This is a genomic window from Enterobacter sp. P82 (assembly GCF_037053385.1).
Lineage (GTDB): Bacteria > Pseudomonadota > Gammaproteobacteria > Enterobacterales > Enterobacteriaceae > Enterobacter.
Map to the genome: position 1 here is coordinate 1,377,308 of NZ_JBALHX010000001.1, position 20,272 is coordinate 1,397,579.

General features: G+C 50.1%; 20 protein-coding genes. 12 read left to right on the forward strand and 8 right to left on the reverse strand.

The genetic code is table 11. The annotated features are described in order from the left end of the window. The first annotated feature begins 52 nt into the window (after window positions 1-52). Together dmsD and WB237_RS06395 are read left to right on the forward strand one after the other, a co-directional pair. Complete coding sequence (gene dmsD / locus WB237_RS06390; protein WP_336211615.1) at window positions 53-667, forward strand: Tat proofreading chaperone DmsD; 615 nt, start codon at window positions 53-55, stop codon at window positions 665-667. A 143-nt stretch (window positions 668-810) separates the two neighbouring features. Beyond that, window positions 811-1,842, forward strand: coding sequence for a lysogenic conversion protein (locus WB237_RS06395; RefSeq protein ID WP_336211617.1), 1,032 nt, complete (start codon window positions 811-813; stop codon window positions 1,840-1,842). Window positions 1,843-1,926: 84 nt separating this feature from the next. Here the strand turns inward: WB237_RS06395 and WB237_RS06400 are convergent, their stop codons facing one another. Next, on the reverse strand, window positions 1,927-2,901 hold the full coding sequence (locus WB237_RS06400; protein ID WP_336211620.1) for an NAD-dependent epimerase/dehydratase family protein: 975 nt from the start codon (window positions 2,899-2,901) through the stop codon (window positions 1,927-1,929). 96 nt (window positions 2,902-2,997) lie between these two features. Between WB237_RS06400 and WB237_RS06405 the strand changes: the two genes are divergently transcribed. Continuing rightward, the gene (locus WB237_RS06405; RefSeq protein WP_336211624.1) at window positions 2,998-3,906 is read left to right on the forward strand and encodes a LysR family transcriptional regulator; all 909 of its coding nucleotides are present in this window, start codon (window positions 2,998-3,000) and stop codon (window positions 3,904-3,906) included. A 220-nt stretch (window positions 3,907-4,126) separates the two neighbouring features. Further along, a complete protein-coding gene (asd, locus tag WB237_RS06410; protein ID WP_336211627.1) occupies window positions 4,127-5,245 on the forward strand; it encodes an aspartate-semialdehyde dehydrogenase in 1,119 nt (372 codons plus the stop codon). Window positions 5,246-5,295: 50 nt separating this feature from the next. Here asd and WB237_RS06415 read toward each other — a convergent pair whose 3' ends face one another. Then, window positions 5,296-5,955: a dihydrofolate reductase family protein gene (locus tag WB237_RS06415; RefSeq protein WP_336211630.1), complete on the reverse strand. Its 660-nt coding sequence runs from the start codon at window positions 5,953-5,955 to the stop codon at window positions 5,296-5,298. A 14-nt stretch (window positions 5,956-5,969) separates the two neighbouring features. After that, window positions 5,970-6,425 carry a GNAT family N-acetyltransferase gene (locus WB237_RS06420; RefSeq protein WP_336211633.1) on the reverse strand — a complete coding sequence of 152 codons (456 nt, stop codon included), beginning with the start codon at window positions 6,423-6,425 and terminating at the stop codon, window positions 5,970-5,972. A gap of 299 nt (window positions 6,426-6,724) precedes the next feature. Here WB237_RS06420 and WB237_RS06425 point away from each other — a divergent pair, with 299 nt between their 5' ends. Further along, on the forward strand, window positions 6,725-7,204 hold the full coding sequence (locus WB237_RS06425; protein WP_336211636.1) for an RrF2 family transcriptional regulator: 480 nt from the start codon (window positions 6,725-6,727) through the stop codon (window positions 7,202-7,204). A 67-nt stretch (window positions 7,205-7,271) separates the two neighbouring features. On the opposite strand, the gene oqxB is transcribed toward WB237_RS06425, so the two are convergent. After that, window positions 7,272-10,424 carry a multidrug efflux RND transporter permease subunit OqxB gene (oqxB, locus tag WB237_RS06430; protein ID WP_336211639.1) on the reverse strand — a complete coding sequence of 1,051 codons (3,153 nt, stop codon included), beginning with the start codon at window positions 10,422-10,424 and terminating at the stop codon, window positions 7,272-7,274. A 23-nt stretch (window positions 10,425-10,447) separates the two neighbouring features. Continuing rightward, window positions 10,448-11,623 (reverse strand): efflux RND transporter periplasmic adaptor subunit, encoded by a 1,176-nt coding sequence (locus tag WB237_RS06435; protein ID WP_114977391.1) that lies wholly within the window; start codon window positions 11,621-11,623, stop codon window positions 10,448-10,450. A 338-nt stretch (window positions 11,624-11,961) separates the two neighbouring features. Between WB237_RS06435 and WB237_RS06440 the strand changes: the two genes are divergently transcribed. Beyond that, window positions 11,962-12,312 (forward strand): helix-turn-helix domain-containing protein, encoded by a 351-nt coding sequence (locus WB237_RS06440; protein ID WP_028017378.1) that lies wholly within the window; start codon window positions 11,962-11,964, stop codon window positions 12,310-12,312. On the opposite strand, the gene WB237_RS06445 is transcribed toward WB237_RS06440, so the two are convergent. Further along, window positions 12,236-13,150: a LysR family transcriptional regulator gene (locus WB237_RS06445; protein WP_336213498.1), complete on the reverse strand. Its 915-nt coding sequence runs from the start codon at window positions 13,148-13,150 to the stop codon at window positions 12,236-12,238. The two genes, WB237_RS06440 and WB237_RS06445, sit on opposite strands and share 77 nt — an antisense overlap. 100 nt (window positions 13,151-13,250) lie before the next feature. On the opposite strand from WB237_RS06445, the gene WB237_RS06450 reads away from it, so the two are divergent. From WB237_RS06450 to WB237_RS06460, 3 genes are all read left to right on the forward strand, one after another. Then, complete coding sequence (locus tag WB237_RS06450) at window positions 13,251-14,231, forward strand: nitrilase family protein (RefSeq protein ID WP_336211643.1); 981 nt, start codon at window positions 13,251-13,253, stop codon at window positions 14,229-14,231. A 77-nt stretch (window positions 14,232-14,308) separates the two neighbouring features. After that, window positions 14,309-14,626 carry a YebG family protein gene (locus WB237_RS06455; protein ID WP_129995936.1) on the forward strand — a complete coding sequence of 106 codons (318 nt, stop codon included), beginning with the start codon at window positions 14,309-14,311 and terminating at the stop codon, window positions 14,624-14,626. A gap of 93 nt (window positions 14,627-14,719) precedes the next feature. Beyond that, entirely contained in the window at window positions 14,720-14,935 is a 216-nt protein-coding gene (locus WB237_RS06460) for a DUF6500 family protein (RefSeq protein WP_336211647.1), read from the forward strand. A gap of 146 nt (window positions 14,936-15,081) precedes the next feature. On the opposite strand, the gene WB237_RS06465 is transcribed toward WB237_RS06460, so the two are convergent. After that, the gene (locus tag WB237_RS06465) at window positions 15,082-15,285 is read right to left on the reverse strand and encodes a hypothetical protein (protein WP_336211649.1); all 204 of its coding nucleotides are present in this window, start codon (window positions 15,283-15,285) and stop codon (window positions 15,082-15,084) included. Window positions 15,286-16,018: 733 nt separating this feature from the next. Between WB237_RS06465 and WB237_RS06470 the strand changes: the two genes are divergently transcribed. The 3 genes from WB237_RS06470 (at window position 16,019) to WB237_RS06480 (ending at window position 19,566) form a co-directional block, all read left to right on the forward strand. Further along, window positions 16,019-17,497, forward strand: a complete 1,479-nt coding sequence (locus tag WB237_RS06470) for a DUF1254 domain-containing protein (RefSeq protein WP_336211652.1) — start codon at window positions 16,019-16,021, stop codon at window positions 17,495-17,497. 12 nt (window positions 17,498-17,509) lie between these two features. Then, window positions 17,510-18,973, forward strand: a complete 1,464-nt coding sequence (locus WB237_RS06475; RefSeq protein WP_336211655.1) for a DUF1254 domain-containing protein — start codon at window positions 17,510-17,512, stop codon at window positions 18,971-18,973. A gap of 191 nt (window positions 18,974-19,164) precedes the next feature. Continuing rightward, window positions 19,165-19,566: a YybH family protein gene (locus WB237_RS06480; RefSeq protein ID WP_336211658.1), complete on the forward strand. Its 402-nt coding sequence runs from the start codon at window positions 19,165-19,167 to the stop codon at window positions 19,564-19,566. 53 nt (window positions 19,567-19,619) lie between these two features. Here the strand turns inward: WB237_RS06480 and WB237_RS06485 are convergent, their stop codons facing one another. Next, window positions 19,620-20,075 (reverse strand): hypothetical protein, encoded by a 456-nt coding sequence (locus WB237_RS06485; RefSeq protein WP_336211661.1) that lies wholly within the window; start codon window positions 20,073-20,075, stop codon window positions 19,620-19,622. Window positions 20,076-20,272: the final 197 nt, after the last annotated feature.

The following is a 20,272-nucleotide window of genomic DNA, read 5'->3' on the forward strand; positions in this document are numbered from 1 at the left end:
ACCGGTTAAAACAGTCGCGCGGGTAAACCCCCGTGCGAGCAAGGAAGGTTTAATGAAAGACATATCGCATCGTGAATCGTTAGCGTTTAGCGCCCGGGTACTGGGCGCGCTGTTTTATTTTTCTCCTGACAGCGAGCAGGCTGCACCTCTGGTGCACGCCCTTTGCGCTGGTGAATGGGTTCAGGACTGGCCCCAGCCATCGGACACCCTGCAACCTGTTGCTAAAACCTTCGCCACGTCTGCCGATGAGTCATTGACGGACGCCTGGCAACGGCTGTTTATCGGCCCTTACGCCCTGCCCGCTCCGCCGTGGGGTTCCGTCTGGCTCGACCGCGAATCAGTGCTGTTTGGCGACTCAACCCTCGCGCTGCGCCAGTGGATGCGGGAAAACAATATCGCCTTTGAGATGCAGCAGAACGAACCGGAAGATCATTTCGGTACCGTGCTGCTACTGGCGGCGTGGCTGGCCGAGAATGGCCGCGAGGCGCAGTGCGATCAGCTTCTGGCATGGCATCTGTTGCCGTGGAGTACCCGCTTCCTGTCAGTATTTGTCGACAACGCCGGGCATCCGTTTTATATCGCGTTGGGCAAGCTCGCACAGCTGACGCTTGCGGACTGGCAATCAAGGCTAATTATTCCGGTGGCCGAAAAAACGCTCTACCGCTAAGGGTTTTGGCTTGCTTATGGTTGAAGGAATGAACAATCGCCGAATGTCCGCTTTGTGCCAAGAGCGGCACCAATTACCTATAGTTAAAAGCTCTCAAATAAAATAGTACGTGAAAATTATTTATCTTTTCAGGAGACAGAGTTATGGCTGAACCATTTAGTTGGGAAAATTGGAGAAAAGTATACATTAACAAAAAAAATAAAAAACGAGCATCTCTTGAACGATATGGATTGAGAAATCTGCATTCTGTTGCTAGTTTGGATATGATCGTATCAAAAGTTAATGATTTATACTTAGAAAATAAACAAGAGGTTTTCATCAATGCTAGTTCTGTTTGGATAGATGGAACTCCTCAAGCAAAATTCACGACTATTAATGGTTCTATTTTAAACTGTGAATTGGCTGATCTTTTATTTATAGTACATGAAGTTGACGAAAGAAAAACAACAAAAAATTTTCGTGCTGTTTTACTGCAAGGTAAATGCTCTGAGAAACACGACCTTCTTCCAAATGGAATTTCGACAGAAAAAGAAAGAGAATTACTAGAGTCGATAGATAGAGATAAATATTTGACATTGTATCCAGGAACCAAAGCATATGGAGAAACTATTGGGGAGTATAAACTAGGGGGCGATGTCATCGGATTGACAGATTGTGCAAAATTTTTAATGATGCCAAAGAACGAATGTTGGAATTATAAAGCTCCAAACAGTATAAGCCCTTATGTGATTGGCTGGCCAGAAAATCTATCATCTAAACGTTTAATAAATACTGAAAATTATTTAAGTTCTATTCTTAGAGGCATGATCATATCGAAAGATATTGGTAAGTCTATAAAGATTTTTGATGAAAAGTATATAGACAGACGTTGTGAATGGTCAAGAATGATTTATGATTTACTAAATAATTATTTGCCGGTTACTATGAAGGGTTATAACTGTCAGCGAAGAGTATATAAGTCAAGTTCATTTGATGATAATATGCTTGAAGCGTTAGCTTTGATAAAAAATGATTACTGTGACGCAATAAGTAAACACGAGTGCGGAAAGATCCTAAACGATAAGGAACGATTTCATCTACAGTTAGGGTTAAATTTACTTTGCAACTATTCTGGGCCTGTTATTTCGACAATATTTGTACAAATTAAACAAAAGGAAGGGGAAGTTACTCGTTAACCTGCCCGTTCTTTCACTTAATCAATAATAAAATAATCGAGAATGTCCGCTCCTCGCTCAAAGCAGACCTTTGGCTCTGTTAGATCAACCGGTTCGTGATTTGAGGCATCCCAGTCCCTGTAATGTCATACGAACAGCCTCATCAAGAGGGGTATGCGGCTCGGCACCTAAAAAAGTCACGAGTTTCGTATTGTCCAGGCGGACCGATTGACGCCACAGATACCGCATTTCCAGAAGTTCGCGCAAGGTTGCGTTGAAAGGTGCTGCCAGGTACATAAACCACCACGGAAATGCGTTTATTTTGGCAACACCGCCATACTGTGCGGTGATACGTTGTATCGCCCTGACCATTTGGCTGCCGTCTGGATCCCAATGTCCTTGCATATGGAATCGCGCAAATGGCTCAAGTTCTTCACGTCGCGCCAGCAATGCAGCAATAGTTTTTGCGATATCAGGCAAATAGGCCCACTGATGACCAGTCTCAGGCGTACCTGGATTAGAAATTACCTTTGGCAACGTGCCAGGCTTGATCAAACCTTGAGAAAACCAGCTATTACCAGCGTGTGGACCGAAAAAATCCCCCGCGCGGACGACCAGAACCCGTCCGCCACGCTGTGAATAGGCCTCAAGTTCTTTCTCCATTTGTACCCTGATCGCGCCTTTCCTTGTGACTGGCCTCTGCTGAGCATCTTCTCGTAACAGCGGGAAGGCATCAGGACCATAGTTGTAAACGGTACCTGGAAGCACTATCAAAGATCCATTTCGTTCTGCTGCATTGATTGTGTTGCGCAGCATAGGCAACACAAGATGCTGCCAGTTTCGGTAGCCGGGTGGGTTGACGGCGTGAACGATCACAGAGCAGCCTTTCGCCGCAGAGGCGACGTGTTCTTTGTCGAGAGCATCGCCCGCCATCCACTGGATTTCGCCATTAAGTTCGCTTCCATGGCTTCCTCGTTTTAATGCACGTACCTCCCATTTTTCCCGAATGAGTTGTCGAGCAGTTTCACCACCAATACCGCCTGTAGCGCCAAGTATTAAGACCTTCCCTCTGGTTTCCATCGTATATGCCTCTTTGCTGATTTCAGATTGACAGCATAAGTACAGGCAGAGCTAAATGGTATTGCATATCAATATAGGGCAGGTATACAAATTTGTATGAAGACATCTATTCCATGGGAGTGGTACCGAACATTTCTTGCGGTGCTCAGAGAAGGGTCACTTTCCGGTGCATCGCGCATGCTTGGTATTACGCAACCAACGGCAGGTCGGCACATAGCTGCACTGGAATCTGCCCTCGGCCAGGTATTGTTCACGCGGTCGCAAACGGGATTGCTGGCAACTGAAACTGCGCAGGCGTTGAGGGAACATGCCGAAGCGATGGAGAGTACGGCTAACACACTGGAGCGTACAGCGGCCAACGTTGGTGCCAGCAGCGCGTCCATTCGCGGTGTAGTACGTGTCTCTGCAAGTGAGATCATTGGTGTCGAGGTACTCCCGCCACTCATTGCGCAGCTCAGGGAGTCCAACCCGCAAATCACGATTGAATTAGTGCTTTCTAATCGGGTTCAGGATTTACTGCACAGAGAAGCAGATATTGCGATACGCATGACGACGCCAATACAGGAGCAGCTTATTGCTCGTCGCGTTGGTAGCATTGAGCTTGGTCTACACGCGTCCACTGCTTATCTTGCCCGACATGGCGCGCCTGACAATACCGAAGATCTTCTGAAACACGCGCTGGTTGGTTTTGATCGGAATACGCCTTTCATCCGTAATGCATTGAAAAAATACCCGCAGCTAAATCGGGATCTCTTTTCTATACGCACCGACAGCGACGTGGCTCAGCTGAGCCTGATTCACGCCGGTGCAGGCATTGGCATATGCCAGGTACCACTTGCCAATGGACCTATTCCGCTACAGCGGATACTTCCACATTTCTTTTCTTTATACCTTGATACATGGCTCGTTATGCACGAAGACCTGCGTAATAGTCGGTGCTGCAAATTAGTTTTCGATGTACTGTCAAAAGGATTAGAGGAATATATCTACCCGAAGCGAACATAATAAAGCCATTATGGCTGCGGGATGCGTACTATTACATCATTCCGGCGGCAACTTTGTGATGTTTTTTTCGTTGTGGAAGAGATGAAAATTGCTGATGCCAGATGAAAGATTTTAATAATGTCAGAATCGGATGTTATTCGTAATGACCTTTAATTTGGGATGAGATATAACGTACCTCGAAGATAATTAACATTCTCAAAACGTAATTAGGGTTAAGCAAATGAAGCAAGTTGGTATTGTTGGCTGGCGAGGTATGGTCGGTTCTGTTTTGCTACAGCGAATGGTTGAAGAGAACGACTTCGACAATATTTCTGCACATTTTTTCAGCACTTCCAGTGCAGGTGCTGCTGGTCCTGTCATTAATGGTGTCAGCTACACGCTCAAAGATGCTAATTCCATGAGTGCCCTGGCCGAAATGGATATCATCATAACCTGTCAAGGTGGGGATTATACCAAAGCCATATACCCGGCGTTGCTTAACCATGGCTGGCAAGGCTACTGGATTGACGCGGCCTCCGCGCTGAGGATGGATGAGAAAGCCTGTATTATTCTCGACCCCGTCAACCGCACAAATATTGATCGTGCAATAAAAGAAGGTATTAAGCTTTTTGTCGGTGGCAACTGTTCCATTACGCTGAGTCTTATGGGTCTGGCTGGGTTGATAAAGGCTGACCTGATCGAATGGATGAGTGTGATGACCTATCAGTCCGCATCGGGTGCGGGTGCACAGTATGTACGGGAATTAATCACACAAAGTGCTTACATAAGTAACCATTTATCTTCGGATGAGCTGACATCCTCGGGTTCAGTGCTTCCGTTAGTTAACAAGGTCAGTGAATTAATTAACAGCGCTGATATGCCGACCCAGAACTTCGGTGCTCCTTTGATGGGCAGCATCATTCCCTGGATTGACAGCGATTTAGGCGATGGTAATAGCCGTGAAGAATGGAAAGGTGAGGCTGAAACGAACAAAATTTTAGGTCTGTCTCCCGGCACGATCCCGGTAAACGGCCTATGCATACGAGTCGGCGTAATCCGCTGCCACAGTGCTGCTATAACCCTTAAGCTCAAGCGTGAAGTTCCCGAAGAGGAATTTGCAGAATTAGTGATGAATTCCCACCCTTGGGTTAACTATGTGCCCAATAACAAGGCCGAAAGTATCAGCACACTAACACCGGCATATATCAGCGGTTCGCTTAAGGTGGGTATTGGCCGTTACAAAAAAATGTCGCTAAACAATGAACCTATCTACTCGGTGCTGACGGTAGGCGATCAGCTATTGTGGGGAGCAGCGGAACCATTGCGTCGCATGTTGAATATTCTGCTTGGCAAAGTGTAAATCATAATATTCCGCAAACACCTACTTAGTAGGTGTTTGCGGAATTTACTTTATCGATTTCGTTTCACCTCGTATTGCAGGCACACTACCCCCGACGGGAAAATATGACTCTTCACCAACATGAGTGAGGTTCTGTCTTGTATATTTTTGAACAAGGGAATGCCTTGCCCCAGCAGAACGGGATTGACGAATAGCCAATACTCATCGATGAGGTTTTCCGCCATTAGCGCGTGAGTCGCTGAGGGGCTACCAAACAATAAGATTTCGCTGCCCGCGTGATGCTTGAGCTTGCTGATTTCGTCGCTTAAGTTGCTACTGATAATTTGCGTATTAGGGTGATTTTTTTCCAACAGGGTTTTCGACAACACCACTTTGTGGGCAGATTTATACCAACGCGAATGCGCAAGGTCATGCGGGCTGGCGTCAGGCTTATCGGCAGCAGTGGGCCAGTACGACTCCATCATCTGGTAGGTGGTGCGCCCATATAAGGCGGTGTCGGTCTGCTGAATCCGCTTCTCCACGTATTCAAACAAATCGGGGCTTATGCTAATCCAGTCCAGACTCGCCAGCCCCTCAGCGTTAGATGCGACAAAACCATCCAGCGACACATGAACAAACGAAACGATTTTTCTCATGATTTTCTCTCTGATTAAGTGTTGCGAGACACCCAGGGTTTGGTTCCCGCCTTCAATCGCACCTGTTTTCTCCAACACTATCCTGGCTTTTATCTGCAGGTATAGATATCAGGTCGGGTAATGGCCCACGCGTAGTTTTTCTGATTCACTGGTTCATAGCCAAACTTTTCATAAAGCCAGGGCGCAGTGGTTGTAAATAACAAGATCCTGCGAAGTTTTTCAAATATCGGGTGACTATGAATACACTCCATAAGCCATCTTCCCAACCCGTAACCCTGGTATTCTTCAAGCACATATACATCACAAAGGTACGCGAAAGTCGCATAATCCGTGATCAGACGTGCAAATCCTATCTGAGATTCATTGTGATAAATGCCAAAGTTAAGGCTATTCGCTGCTGAAGCTGTGACGGTTTCCAGATCAATACCTTTGGCCCATGTGGATCTCGTCAAATACTGATGCACAGCCTGTAGGTTCAGTTTTTCATTGTCTGTGCTAATCAGAAAATCATTCATATGCCATTCATGTTTCACCGAAATGCTCACGTTCACACCTGTTCAACTGATGGAGGGAGACTTAACCATATCATTGTCTGAAAGAAATCATCACAATTGAATCATTAGCGCCAGAGCACAAAGACAACTCATTGAAAGATGATGCTCAACGGCTTTTTGTGACGGTAGACTTCCCGCATCGCGCGTTCGGTGAAAAAAATATGATGCTCGATCACGAATGCCGCAGATTGCTTCAAAAAAATCACCGTATTTGTTATATTGTTATTTATTGCTTATTCACCTCTGCAGTGCAAAAAAGAACAAGATTCACCGCAACCCAGGATAGAGAAATGTTAGATTACCGCTTCCCGACAGCTTTGCAGATGGTTCTCAGCGTAGCGATGGCGGAGCAATTGGGTGAACGTTCGACGAGTGCGATCCTGGCCTTCGGCCTGGAAGCGAATCCGAGCTTTATCCGCAAATTGATGGTTCCGCTCAAGCGTGATGGCATTATCGTCTCAACGCTTGGTCGCAACGGCTCTATTCATCTTGGTCGTCCGCCCGAAAAGATCACCCTTCGCGATATCTATCTCTCTGTCATCGAAGATAAAAAGCTGTGGGCGTCGCGCCCTGACGTACCCGCTCGCTGCGTAGTCAGTGCTAACGCGTGCTGGTATTTCAAGTCGATTTCCGAAGAGGCGGAGCAGGCTTCGTTAGCGGTATTAGCCCGCCATACCGTAGCAAGCGCCCTGGACGCGGTGAAAAATGCTGATGGCAGCAGATGGGATCCGCTCCCTGATATTATTGCCCAGTACCAAAAAACGTCTTAACGCTTTTCCTGTTGCGAAAAAAAACCGCCTTCACAGTGAAGGCGGTTTTTTATTATCTGCAACGTCCTTACGCAGGCAGCACTTCCCTTTCCACTTTACCGCGCGTCACGAGTTTACGCAGCGTCACGTAGAACACCGGTGTCAGGAACAGACCAAACAGGGTCACGCCCAGCATCCCGGAGAAGACGGTGATCCCGGTGACGCCGCGCACTTCCGCACCCGCACCGTGACCGAGTATCAGCGGAATTGTCCCGGCAATAAAGGCGATGGAGGTCATCACAATCGGACGTAAACGCAAACGACAGGCCTCCAGCGCGGCTTCCATAATGCCTTTGCCCTGAATTTCCAGCTCGCGGGCAAACTCCACGATAAGAATCGCGTTTTTACAGGCCAGCCCCATCAGAACCACCAGCCCCACCTGCACGAAGACGTTGTTATCGCCCCCGGTCAGCCAGACGCCAAACAGCGCGGAGAGCATCGTCATCGGCACGATAAGGATCACCGCCAGCGGCAGCGTCCAGCTTTCATACAGCGCCGCCAGCACCAGGAACGCCAGCAGTACCGCGACCGGGAAGACGATCAGCGCCGTATTGCCCTGGGTGGCCTGCTGGAAGCTCAGATCCGTCCACTCAATATTCATCCCATTCGGCAGGATCTGCTTAGACATCCCCTCCAGCTGCGTCATCGCCTGCGCTGATGAGAGCACGCGAGGGTCGGCATCGCCAATCAGATCCGCCGCCGGATAACCATTGTAACGAATCACCGGATCCGGCCCGTAGGTGGTCGTGATTTTCACCATACTGCCAATCGGCACCATTTCGCCCTGGCTGTTACGGGTGCGCAGATTAGCAATATCTTCCACGCTGTCGCGGAACTGCCCATCAGCCTGCGCCATCACGCGCCAGGTACGCCCGAACTGGTTGAAATCATTCACGTACGACGAGCCCAGATAGGTTTGCAGCGTACCGAAAAGATCGGTCAGCAACACGCCCTGCGCTTTCGCCTTATCGCGATCGACCTGCACGTCCAACTGCGGCACGTTAGCCTGGTACGTTGAGATCGGGAAATGCATCCCCGGCGTTTGCATAATCGCACCAGACATGGTGTTCACCGCGTTTTGCAGCGCGCCATAGCCCAGACCACCGCGATCCTGGATGTACAGCGAATAGCCCGACCCCTGACCCAGACCTAAAATCGGCGGTGGCAGAATGGAGAAGCCAAAGCCTTCCTGAATTTGCGCGATTTTTGCGTTGATCTCAGCGTTAATTTCCGCCGCAGTATGTTTGCGCTGGTCGAACGGCTTCAGGCCAAAGAAGACCGTCCCGGTATTCGGCGTGTTGGTGAACTGCAGCGCATTCAGCCCCGGAAATGCGACCGCATAGTCCACACCTTCGGTATTCATCCCGATTTCGCTCATTTTGCGGATCACCGCATCAGTGCGCGCCAGCGAAGAACCTTCCGGCATTTTCACACCGCCAATCAAATACAGCTTATCCTGCGTCGGAATAAACCCGCCGGGCACTGCTTTGAACATCACGCCCGCCGCACAGAGCAGCAGCAGATACACCGCAAATACCGCGCCGCGTCGTCCGAGCGTTTTCCCCACCAGCCCCTGATAACCGTTCGAGCTGCGGTGGAAAAAGCGGTTAAACGGGCGGAAAATCCAGCCAAAAAGACGGTCAATCAGTCTGGTAGGGATGTCTTTCGGTGCGCCGTGCGGTTTTAAGAGCAGAGCCGCCAGTGCCGGAGAAAGCGTCAGCGAGTTGATGGCGGAAATCACCGTCGAAATCGCGATCGTCACCGCAAACTGCTTATAGAACTGCCCTGTAACGCCTGAGAGAAATGCCATCGGCACAAACACCGCGCACAGCACCAGCGCAATCGCGATAATCGGCCCCGAAACCTCACGCATCGCCTGATGCGCCGCCGCAAGCGGAGCAAGCCCCTCTTCGATATTTCGCTCGACGTTTTCCACCACCACGATGGCATCGTCCACCACGATACCGATAGCCAGTACCAGCCCGAACAGACTCAGGGTGTTAAGTGAAAAGCCCAGCAGGTAGAGGATGCTGAATGTCCCCACGACAGAGACCGGCACCGCGATCAACGGAATGATCGACGCGCGCCAGGTTTGCAGGAACAGAATCACCACCAGCACCACCAGCACCACCGCTTCCAGCAGCGTTTGCACAACCGCACGGATCGAATCGCGCACAAAAACGGTCGGATCGTAAGGAGCCGCCCACTTCATGTCTGCCGGGAAACGCGTGGACAGTTCGTCCATTTTGGCGCGCACCGCGTTAGACAAATCAATGGCATTCGCCCCCGGAGACTGGAAGATACCAATCCCGACCGCGTCTTTATTGTTGAGCTGAGAACGCAGTGCATAACTACCCGATCCCATTTCGATACGTGCCACGTCGCGCAGGCGGACAACCGTACCGTCCTGCGTCGTTTTCAGGACAATATTGCCAAACTCTTCTTCAGTGTGCAGACGCCCCTGGGCGTTAATGGAGATCAGGAAATCACTCTCTTTCGGCAGCGGCTCGGCACCCAGTTGCCCGGCGGACACCTGAACGTTCTGCTCCTGCATCGCCGTGACCACATCCGAAGCGGTCAAACCGCGGGCCGCCACTTTGTTCGGATCCAGCCAGACGCGCATCGCGTATTCGCCTGAGCCGAAAATCTGAATCTGTCCGACGCCAGGCAGACGCGCCAGCTCGTCCTTCACCTTCAGCGTGGCGTAGTTACGCATATACAGGGAGTCGTATTTCCCGTTGGGCGAAAACAGATGCACCACCAGCGTGAGCGTTGGCGACTGTTTCTGGGTAGTAATCCCCAAACGCCGCACGTCTTCCGGCAGGCGCGCTTCGGCCTGCGCGACGCGGTTTTGCACCTGAACCTGCGCCTGATCCGGGTCGGTTCCCGGACGGAAGGTGACGGTGGTCACCAGTACGCCGTCCGAGCCCGCAACGGATTTCATGTACATCATGTTTTCAACACCGTTGATCGCCTCTTCCAGCGGCGTCGCCACGGTCTCGGCAATCACTTTCGGGTTGGCGCCCGGGTACTCCGCGCGTACCTGCACGCTTGGCGGTACAACGTCAGGATATTCGCTTACCGGCAACAGCGGGATGGCGATCAATCCTGTGATAAAAATCAGAATCGACAGGACGGCGGCAAAAATAGGCCTGTCGATGAAAAAACGGGAAAAGTCCATGGGTCGGATTCTCAGGTAAGGGATCAGTTGAAGGCGGCGCTGGCGGTCATGGCAACGGTTTTCGCGTTAACCGGCATCCCCGGCATGAACACTTTCTGTAAGCCCTCGACGATGACTTTATCACCAGGGTTCAGCCCCTGCCGCACAATGCGTAAACCGTCTGCCAGACGTCCCGGCGTGATGTCGCGACGCTGTGCTTTCCCCTCTTTATCGACGATATAAACGTACTTACGATCCTGATCGGTCAGCACCGCTTTGTCGTCGATCAGCGTGGCTTTGAATTCCGCGCTGCCCGGCAGACGTACGCGGGCAAAGAGCCCTGGCGTGAACTGACGCTGCGCGTTATCCAGCAGCGCACGCATACGGATGGTGCCGGTACTCGGCGTTAACTGATTATCCAGGAAGTCCACTTTGCCCTGATGGGGATAGCCCTCCTCGCCCGTCAGACCAATTTCCACCGGAAGCGCCATGTGATTGCTGGACGCCCCCTGCCCGCTGCGGGCCAGATTTTGGTAATGAAGATAGGTCGACTCATCCACGTCAAAGTAAACGTAAACCGTTTTCTGCGAGACCAGCGTGGTGAGGACGCTGGCGGTGTCCCCCGCAGTCACCAGATTACCGCTGGTGATCAACGCCCGGCTGGCGCGGCCATCAATAGGCGCGGTGACTTTGGTGAAATCCAGGTTAAGTTGTGCGGCGTCAACCGCCGCCTGCGCGGCGCGAATGTCGGCCTGTGCCTGGGTGGCAGCCGAACGACGCTGCTCCCATTCTTCACGGGAGACTACGTTGGTATTGACCAGTTTATCGGTACGGTTGGCCTCGCTTTGTGCCAGGCTGGCCTGCGTTTTGGCTCTCGCCAGGTTCGCCTGCGCCTGTTCCAGCGCCGCACGATAGGTTCGGTCATCAATGGTGAACAACACCTCGCCCTTTTTCACCTCCTGGCCATCGGTGTAATTCACTTTATCAATGTAACCGGAGACGCGCGGACGTAACTGAACGCTCTCCACCGCCTCAATCCGACCGTTAAAGCTATCCCACTGGCTAATGGATTTCACAACCACGTCAGCAGCACTGACGGCGGGCGCAGGTGGCGCAGCGTTTTGCGCGACACTGTTATCGCATCCGACGAGCAGCACAGAGAGCAACATGACCCCCAGCGCGCTCAGATGAAAGTTACCCCAGGTTTTTTGCAGGCTCATTATTTTTATTCCGATAATTGTAGCCGCCGGACAAGACGCCGCGGGAGATGCCGCGCCACTTCCTTTGTCCGGTAGCTGGCTTAAGGCCATTTGTGTCGTTCATCGCCACAAAACTGTAACAGTAATGAATACACTATTCGCGGCGATTGTAGGAAGGCGCTTAACTAAGTGCAAGAATAATTGTTGCACTTTATGTGCTATTTGAGTCGAAGGGAAAAGAGCCGTTTCGCTCAAGGACTTAAATGCAACAATAAAACTTGCAATTAACGCAAAAACCAGCCAACCTTTAAATGCAACAGACAAAGATACTTTTAGACGAGCTGTATGAGGGTAACCAGATGAACACTGGCGCATTTATGCATGATCTACTCGACTGGATCGACAACAACCTTGATAGCCGCCTGGACATTGAGTCCGTCGCAAGGCGATCCGGTTACTCAAAATGGCACCTCCAGCGGCTCTTCAAAGAGCATACTGGCTCCCCTCTCGCCGAGTATATTCGCGCGCAAAAGCTGCAAAAATCGGTCGAACGGCTGGCTCAGAGTGATGAACCGATTTTGAACGTGGCGATCGCGCTGGGCTTTGACTCTCAGCAATCCTTCAACCGCAGCTTTAAGCGTCAGTATGGTCAGGCGCCTGGGGCATGGCGGCGGAGTTTGGGTGGCCCGGAAACGCAGCAGCTACGCTAGCAATGAAATTGTCACGGATGCCATCCTCCCTGCTTGCGTCCCAGGCGATGCCCACCTCCCAGCTTCTTGACTCCCCCGTTAGCGGAATAATCACCAGTTCCGGCGGCGCGATATGAGTCACGCTGGTGGGCAGAATGGCCACACCGATCCCCGCAATCACCATTGCAACGATAGTTTGTATATCGTCAGTGAGTTGCGTCAACGAGATGAAATGACCGTTGTCATGCAAAAAACGGTCAATCTGAGCATTTAAACCCCGTCCCCGCTCATCATATAGCCGCAACAGAGGACGTTTCGTGAGCCACTCAGCCACAGACATTGTCGGCGACGCAGCGGGCGCAACCAGAACCAGCCGATCGGTAAATAACGGCAGGTATTCAAGCGCCACGGGGGGAGGAACCCTGACAAATCCCACCTGTAGCTCATCATTTTGCAATTGCTCGTACTGCTGGAAGGAAGGCAGATCCGTCAAGGACATCTCGACTCCCGGGTAGTCGCGACGAAAGTCTGCAATACAGCGTGGTGCCAGATAAAAGCTTGAGAGTCCGAACCCTACGGAAATATGCCCCTCAACGCCTTTCGATATCTGCTCAGCATGCTGCATAAACAGTTGGGTTTGCCTGACCACTTTTTCGGCCTCTGGCAGCAAACGCCTGCCGCCGGCCGTCAGTACTGCGCCGTGACGTCCTCGTGAAAAAAGCGAGATATTCACCTGAGATTCGAGGAGATTAATCTGTTTGGTCAATGCCGGTTGCGAGATAAACAGCGCTCTCGCCGCATCGGCATAATTTCCTTTTTCAGCCAGTACCACAAAGGCTTTAAGCAACCGGATGTTCAATTTTGCATTCCAGATGGTTATTAAAATCAGAAATGATTTGATTATACAGTTATCGGAAAGCGTTATGTAATTCAGTTTCGATGACAACTGGAGACGCATCATGAACGAACATCAATCCTTAAAGGCGGCAACTGTACAGTTTCAGCATCAGGCCAGTAATAAAAAATACAACCTGCTGATAATGGAGAAATTTATTGAACAGGCGGCGCTTGAGCAGGTGAAAATTCTCACCTTCCCTGAAATGTGTATTACCGGCTACTGGCATGTCCCCAAACTCACCTCAGCGGAGGTGTCTTCTCTGGCAGAGCCAATTGCTGAAAGCCCTTCCCTGACGTTAATTCGCTCTCTTGCGATCAAACATCAAATGCTTATTGGTGCCGGTCTTATTGAACGCGCCGACGATGGCCGCCTTTACAATGCGTATGTTGCCTGTATGCCGGACGGCTCAATGCATACGCACCGTAAACTCCATGCATTTGAACATCCGGCCATCAGCAGTGGGGACAGCTTTACCGTTTTTGATACGCCGTGGGGAGTGAAAGTCGGCATCCTGATTTGCTGGGACAATAATCTGGTCGAAAATGTACGCGCGACGGCGTTGCTGGGTGCCGATATTCTTCTCACACCGCATCAAACAGGCGGTACGGATTCCCGCAGTCCTCACGGAATGAAGCCTATTCCGCTGTCGCTCTGGGAGGAGCGGGAAACGCGCAAGGAGGAAATTACGGCCGCATTCAAAGGGGCAAGCGGTCGGGAATGGCTCATGCGCTGGCTGCCTGCCCGCGCACATGACAATGGATTATTTGTTCTTTTCAGCAACGGTGTGGGTGCAGATGATGACGAAGTGCGCACAGGGAATGCCATGATCCTCGACCCCTATGGCAGGATCATGAATGAAACCTGGGCGGCTGAAAATGTGATGGTGAGCGCTGAACTGGATTTAAGCCTGCTTGCCATGAGCACCGGACGCCGCTGGATCCACGGTCGTCGTCCTGATTTATACCAGATACTGACGCAGCCGCAGGGTTATGAACGTGATGCGATCAGTGCACGTTTTTCGAATGAGCCCCCTGCCCGCTAGAAATGTCAGCAATTTTTAGCTGCAACCTAAAACCGGAACTGTTATACTGTATATAAATACAGTATGAGGTGCGCATAATGGCTGTTGAAACAAAATTTGTTGTCGTAAGAAAAGGTGTAGAGAAAATGACTTTTGCCAGTAAGAAAGAAGCTGACGCTCACGACAAGCTGCTTGATATGGCAGACGCGTTCACTGACTGGCTGTTGCAAAGCGGAATGCAGATGGATGAAACACAGGCGGAAGATCTTGGTCTGTATCTCGCCGAGCAAAAAGAGACCGTGCTGCATATTCTGCGTACCAGCAAGCTTCCCGATCTCAATGCCGCCGTTGTTGCAGATAAAGCAGAAGCCGATGCGGTTGATGATAAAAAAATCAGAGCGGTGAAAGCGGCCTGATTGTCATAAAACATTGTCACCGTTCCTGGAGCCGTAAGCAGACATCTGCTTGCGGCTTTTTTACCAGAACATGAAAATAGTAAAGGAGATGACGTGCGACAAGGAATGAAGGAAAAAATCATCAGGATCTGTGATTCAAAAATTGCCTCTAAGGGAAGCCATGTTGGGCTTTCGTTTTATGCTTTTTTTGCTAATAAAAATGATGATCCTGAACTGCTTATGGAGGTTGCGCACTGGTGGATTATGGAAATGAAACTGGACCATTTTGAAAAGGCAGTAAAAATCAAAAAACTTTTGTTAGACTTATAATTCCTGTGTTTAAAAGATCAATTAGCCTGCTAAACTGCAAAAATTCAGTCAGCAGGCTACTCAGATCACTCTTCATCAGCATGAAGCATTTTTATCTCTTCAGCATGCCTTTTATTAAGATTGATTTGACATTGATAAATATAAGATCAGTAATCATAGGTATCTTCCCCGATTTGCGACCCAACACCTAAACAGAAGTTTTTACGATACTCTTTCCAGGAGTTTTGTGAATCGAGGAAAAACTTGCTGGAGACATCACCAATGGTTTGCTGAGGGTCCTTACCTTTGTAAACGGGACCAGTATTATTTTCCTTTATTTGCATGACTGTTTTGTTAATTAATTCGTCCATGTTTTTATTACTTTTATCACTAAGTGCATGTAAACATTCAGATGCTTTTCCTCGGCCAGCATTAGTACGCCAACATCCCTGATGAGTCAAAATAGTTGTCACTATTATGCAAAAAATGAAGTTTCTGGCGAAAAAAAGCCAGGTGTTGATACACGCAATAACGTCCGCAGATCGCTCATAGCGGACCTTTTCTGGTCAGTCCCCGGTCAGACAGTATCTGGGCGCTTGCGGAGCCAGCATCATGGAACTTGGTCAATCAACCATGGGGGCATCAGGGGTCTTTGCCTGTTGTCAGAAGACGAAGATCTCTGATTTAGCATTGCTTTGATTTTGGGCAAGGGTCATTGTAATACCTACCCCGTGGAAAATACCTGGCGTTAAGATACCTGTTAAAGCTAGCGTGTAGTTAGTCCGAGTTCTTCGTTTCATGGCAACGTCCCCCTTGATTAAGGATAGCGTTGCATCGCCCCGTTGAACTCACAGCCAAAAGCAGACGCGAACTCTACAGAAAATGTCATTGTCGGCACAGCAAAAGGGCTGACTCGACAACCTACGCAGGCTCAGGCTCAGTTCATCCCTTGAGTTTATTAATAAACAATTCTAAAGATTACATTTTTGCAGTTTTTACTATCCTTAGAAGGCATTAGTCATATTTAGTGCCAGCTGAGGATATGCTTCAGGTTCTGAAAGAAATATATCGCTGGCTTTCCGCTTACTCACTTTGGAAAGACTTATGAAAGTTCAAGTCATAGCATCTGCTGTCCTGCTGGCACTGACATTCTCTCAGCCTATCTACGCAGATGATGCCCCTCTCTCACCATTGATGAAACAACTCAATAATGGAAACTGGCTGGCTCAGGATGAGGCGCAGACTCTCAGCGACGAATTGTATTATCAGGATGCGATTCAGGCATATATCCAGACGTTGCCTCTGTTGAACACTATTGGTCTACGCGACGGCTCAGAAGCCGCATTTGGTAAAGGCTACAATGTCCTGCCCATCTGGAAAGAGCGCATGGACAGCCGTGCCGTCGTGCCGACACCAAACGGAGATGTCATCTATTCGATGAGCTACCTGGATCTTAAAGAGACAGGTCCGCTGGTTATAAAGGCCCCGGCAAATGTCATCGGCATGTTTACCGATTTCTTCCAGAAAACCATCACCGACGTGGGTGCTATCGGTCCGGACCGAGCTCGCGGTGGCCTGTATTTGCTGTTACCCCCTGACTATGAAGGGCCAGTGCCGCAGGGTTACTACGCCTTTAAATCATCAACTTATAACGTATTCCTCTTCTTCAGGACCATCATGGCAAAGGGTGACGGTAAACCAGATCCTGTCCCGGCGGTAAAAAATGCTGAAACGACGCGTATTTATCCGCTTTGGGATGTAGAGAAAGAGGTCAAGCCGATGCAGTTCCCGGACGCCAGCGGCAAGCGCATCAATATGATGTATCCAACAGACGCCAGCTACTGGCAGAAACTGAAAACCTTCGTGGACTATGAGCCTTTAACAGCGATACCAGAAGAGACTCGGAGCGCACTGTTAAGTATTGGGATAGTCAAAGGTAAACCCTTCAGCCCAACGGCAAAGCAGCAGGAAATGCTCAACAAAGCCGTCGCTACTGCACCACGTATGATTCTGGCTCGCCGACAGGTTGGACGAGATGACCAGCGGCAGCTGTACTACAAAGACAGACAGTGGGAAAACTCATGGGCGGGCGCTACTGCAGAATGGATGCAGTACGGCACACTTGATGCGAACCAGCGCGCGGCCTTCTTCCAGATTGCCTATTCCAGCGCGGCTGCGATGGTGATGCATACCACCGGAGCTGGCTCGAAATACCCTTTCGCGACCAAAGACAACACCGGTAAATTCCTGAACGGCAGTAATACTTACAAACTGCATTTACCGCCAAATCCACCAGCAGCTCTGTTCTGGGCGGTGACGGCCTACAACATCACTGATGGCACGATGCCTGAAACCGATCAGCTACTTCCTTCCACCAACGGTTACTACAACATCCCGAAAAACAATGACGGATCTATCGATCTCTGGTTTGGGCCAAACAAACCTGATGGCGTAGCGGACAGCGCATTTATTAAAACAGTCCCTGACCGTAATTTCCTTGTTGCCCTTCGCCTGTATGGAACCGAGGACGGCTTCTACGATCAGACTTGGGTACCTGACGATCTGGTTCAGACGAACAAATAATTGAGAGAAAATATGAATAAACGTTACCTTGCCCTCTTCACTGCACTGACGCTCAGCGCCGGCGTATATGCACAAACTGCACCGCTGACTATTCCGCATCCAACCCAGTTTGATCAGTTAACTCAGCCGTCTGCGGATGTAACAATGCCTGAAAGTTACGTAAAGGCAATTGCGCAGCAGGCCTACATTTGGGGCTGGCCAATGGTGAACCAATTCAACCGCCGGGAAACCATCACTAAAGCGCCTTATCCTGCGCTGAATGGTGGGATGGTCCCCGTCGCGCCAATGGGTCAGCTCAGCATGCTGACAGACTACATTAAACCAGAAGAAACCTTCGTTACCTGCCCCAACCAGGATGTCGCATATGGTCTGGGCTTCTTCGAGTTAGATAAAGAGCCGATAGTTATTCAGGTACCCGATTTTGGGGAGCGTTTCTGGGTTTACGCTCTCTATGACGCGCGCACGAATCAAATTGGTAATGTAGGTAAACCTTACGGCACCAAGCCTGGATTTTATTTACTAGTCGGACCGAACTGGAAAGGCGAAACGCCGAAGGGGATTACAGGGATTATCCGTTCATCCACTGAAATGGCCAACGTTATTCCGCGCGTGCAGATGAATGATACTCCGGAAGATCGTAAAGCGATTCAGGGTCCAATTAAAGAAATCATGACCTACCCGTTAAGCAAGTTTGACGGGAAAATGAAATCCTTTGAATACTCAACAATCCCGGCTATTGGTGATAAACCGGATGCCAGCGCAGGCGAGACCCGCTGGGTGGTACCTGAGAAATTCTTTGATCAATTCGCAAATGTACTTGAAAAAGTGCCGCCACTGCCTGGCGAAGAGGCCATGTACGCTCAGTATCGCCATCTGGTAGAGGCCGGGAAGAAAAACCCTGAAGTACGCAAATGGATGGATGAAGCGGCCATCGAGACGGATAAAACGGTTATTGCAGAATTCTTTAAATGGAAGAATAACGGCGTACCTGCCGGCAATGGCTGGAACCGCTCGAAAAATAACGCCGAGTTCGGCGTGGACTACTACAACCGAACCGGCACCTCCAAATCGAATATGTTCGATAACAAACCGAACGAAACCCAGTATTTCTACACCGACAATGATGCCGCAAACGTACAGCTTTCCGGAACCCATGACTACACGGTAACCTTCGCAAAAGGCGAACTTCCTCCTGTAAAAGGTTTCTGGTCACTCACGCTTTACAACAGCAAGCATCTGTTTAGTCCAAATGAGCTTAACCGTTACTCTCTGGGGACGAAAAATAAAAATCTGAAGTACAACGATGACGGCTCGCTGACACTGTACGTCAGCAAAAATCGCCCATCAGAGGATAAGGTGAATAACTGGCTTCCGGCACCTGACGGTAACCTGTCACTCTATATCCGCGCTTACTGGGGAGAGCAGTCGATTCTCGATGGCACCTGGCAGCCACCGAAAATTGAAACGGTAAAATAAGCCAACAAGGTGACCCCTGTTGATTGTTGATGATGGGGGCTATTTTTTTACATTTTCATGACGTTCGCTTTTCGCTCATAGCCGCCCTAACGTTACCTAAACCCCGAACTCCCCCCATAAAACCTGGTAGCTATACAAACGGACCAGGCTGTTACGTTAATACGTGTTAATCACTTAAAAAGGAAATGCGCATGACCCCACATCCGCTGCGTCAGATAATCGAATCCTGCGATCGCGCTATCACCACCAAAAACTATGACGCCCTGATGGAGTACTACGCCGAAGACGCGACTCTGGTGGTCAAACCCGGCATGACCGTTAAAGGTAAAGAAAACATCCGCAGCGCGTTTATTGCCATCGCAGATTATTTTCAGGATCAGCTGGTTGTCGAACAAGGAGAGATGCAGGTGATAGAAGGTGGCGGCAATGCGCTTGTTATCATGGAAACCATTCTGCGTTTTCCGGGTGGCAAGGGTGGAAGAACGGAAATATCACGTCGCGCCACCTATGTTTTTCGACAGGAGAGCGATGGTCGCTGGCTTTGTACCATCGACAATTCCTACGGGACGTCACTCCTGGATACGGTGAACTGATTACTTTTATCACCACGTCAAAGGGGCGCTACCGCCCCTCCATGCCAGCACCCTTAATGCGCAGTAATGCGCGGCTCCTTCACAAACTCAGCCAGCAGCCACACCATATCGTGCAGCAAGCCCGTAAGTTCTTTCGCTATGTTCGCAGGCAGCGTTCCGCCCTTAACCGCTTGTGTCAGCGCCAGAGCATAGTCCACCTGGGTCACGGTATCCTGCCAGCAGTCCGGTACGCAGGAGTTCAGTTTCTCACCCATGATCAATTGCGCGATCAGGTCTGGCGGAAGATCGACATCGCAGAGTTCCCTTAGCTTACGCAGGGCGTGCAGCAGACGCTCGCAAAGCGCAGTAAACATCGTTGCATCCTCGATTTCGACCAGCACACTCACCAGCGCGGCGCAGTTGTCGGCGACGTCAAAAAGATCGGCATCAGCCGGAAGCGGCCGGGAGATAAGTTGCAGAATGACGCTTTCGTCAGACGGGAGGTAAGTCAGGGTTGGGATCGTAGCCATCGTAAGGCATCCTCAGTGTATAAATTTGGGTGAACCACCCGATGAGTTCCTACGCTCGAGGGGGTAGCGCTGACAGAGGTAGGAATACCGCCCACAGAGAAAACGGCCAGCCTTGCGGCTGCTCCGCCAGCGCCACCGCAATTTTAGCGATTGAAACGCTGCCGCGACAAATAAATATCGCTCTGTAGATACGGGTT

Coding starts and splice junctions, on each gene's coding strand:
- WB237_RS06465 (WP_336211649.1), bottom strand. CDS start 15,285: ATGGACGAATTAATTAACAAAACAGTCATGCAAATAAAGGAAAATAAT.
- WB237_RS06480 (WP_336211658.1), top strand. CDS start 19,165: ATGACCCCACATCCGCTGCGTCAGATAATCGAATCCTGCGATCGCGCT.
- WB237_RS06435 (WP_114977391.1), bottom strand. CDS start 11,623: ATGAGCCTGCAAAAAACCTGGGGTAACTTTCATCTGAGCGCGCTGGGG.
- WB237_RS06455 (WP_129995936.1), top strand. CDS start 14,309: ATGGCTGTTGAAACAAAATTTGTTGTCGTAAGAAAAGGTGTAGAGAAA.
- dmsD (WP_336211615.1), top strand. CDS start 53: ATGAAAGACATATCGCATCGTGAATCGTTAGCGTTTAGCGCCCGGGTA.
- WB237_RS06470 (WP_336211652.1), top strand. CDS start 16,019: ATGAAAGTTCAAGTCATAGCATCTGCTGTCCTGCTGGCACTGACATTC.
- WB237_RS06475 (WP_336211655.1), top strand. CDS start 17,510: ATGAATAAACGTTACCTTGCCCTCTTCACTGCACTGACGCTCAGCGCC.
- WB237_RS06440 (WP_028017378.1), top strand. CDS start 11,962: ATGAACACTGGCGCATTTATGCATGATCTACTCGACTGGATCGACAAC.
- WB237_RS06395 (WP_336211617.1), top strand. CDS start 811: ATGGCTGAACCATTTAGTTGGGAAAATTGGAGAAAAGTATACATTAAC.
- WB237_RS06405 (WP_336211624.1), top strand. CDS start 2,998: ATGAAGACATCTATTCCATGGGAGTGGTACCGAACATTTCTTGCGGTG.
- oqxB (WP_336211639.1), bottom strand. CDS start 10,424: ATGGACTTTTCCCGTTTTTTCATCGACAGGCCTATTTTTGCCGCCGTC.
- WB237_RS06400 (WP_336211620.1), bottom strand. CDS start 2,901: ATGGAAACCAGAGGGAAGGTCTTAATACTTGGCGCTACAGGCGGTATT.
- WB237_RS06485 (WP_336211661.1), bottom strand. CDS start 20,075: ATGGCTACGATCCCAACCCTGACTTACCTCCCGTCTGACGAAAGCGTC.
- WB237_RS06425 (WP_336211636.1), top strand. CDS start 6,725: ATGTTAGATTACCGCTTCCCGACAGCTTTGCAGATGGTTCTCAGCGTA.
- WB237_RS06450 (WP_336211643.1), top strand. CDS start 13,251: ATGAACGAACATCAATCCTTAAAGGCGGCAACTGTACAGTTTCAGCAT.
- asd (WP_336211627.1), top strand. CDS start 4,127: ATGAAGCAAGTTGGTATTGTTGGCTGGCGAGGTATGGTCGGTTCTGTT.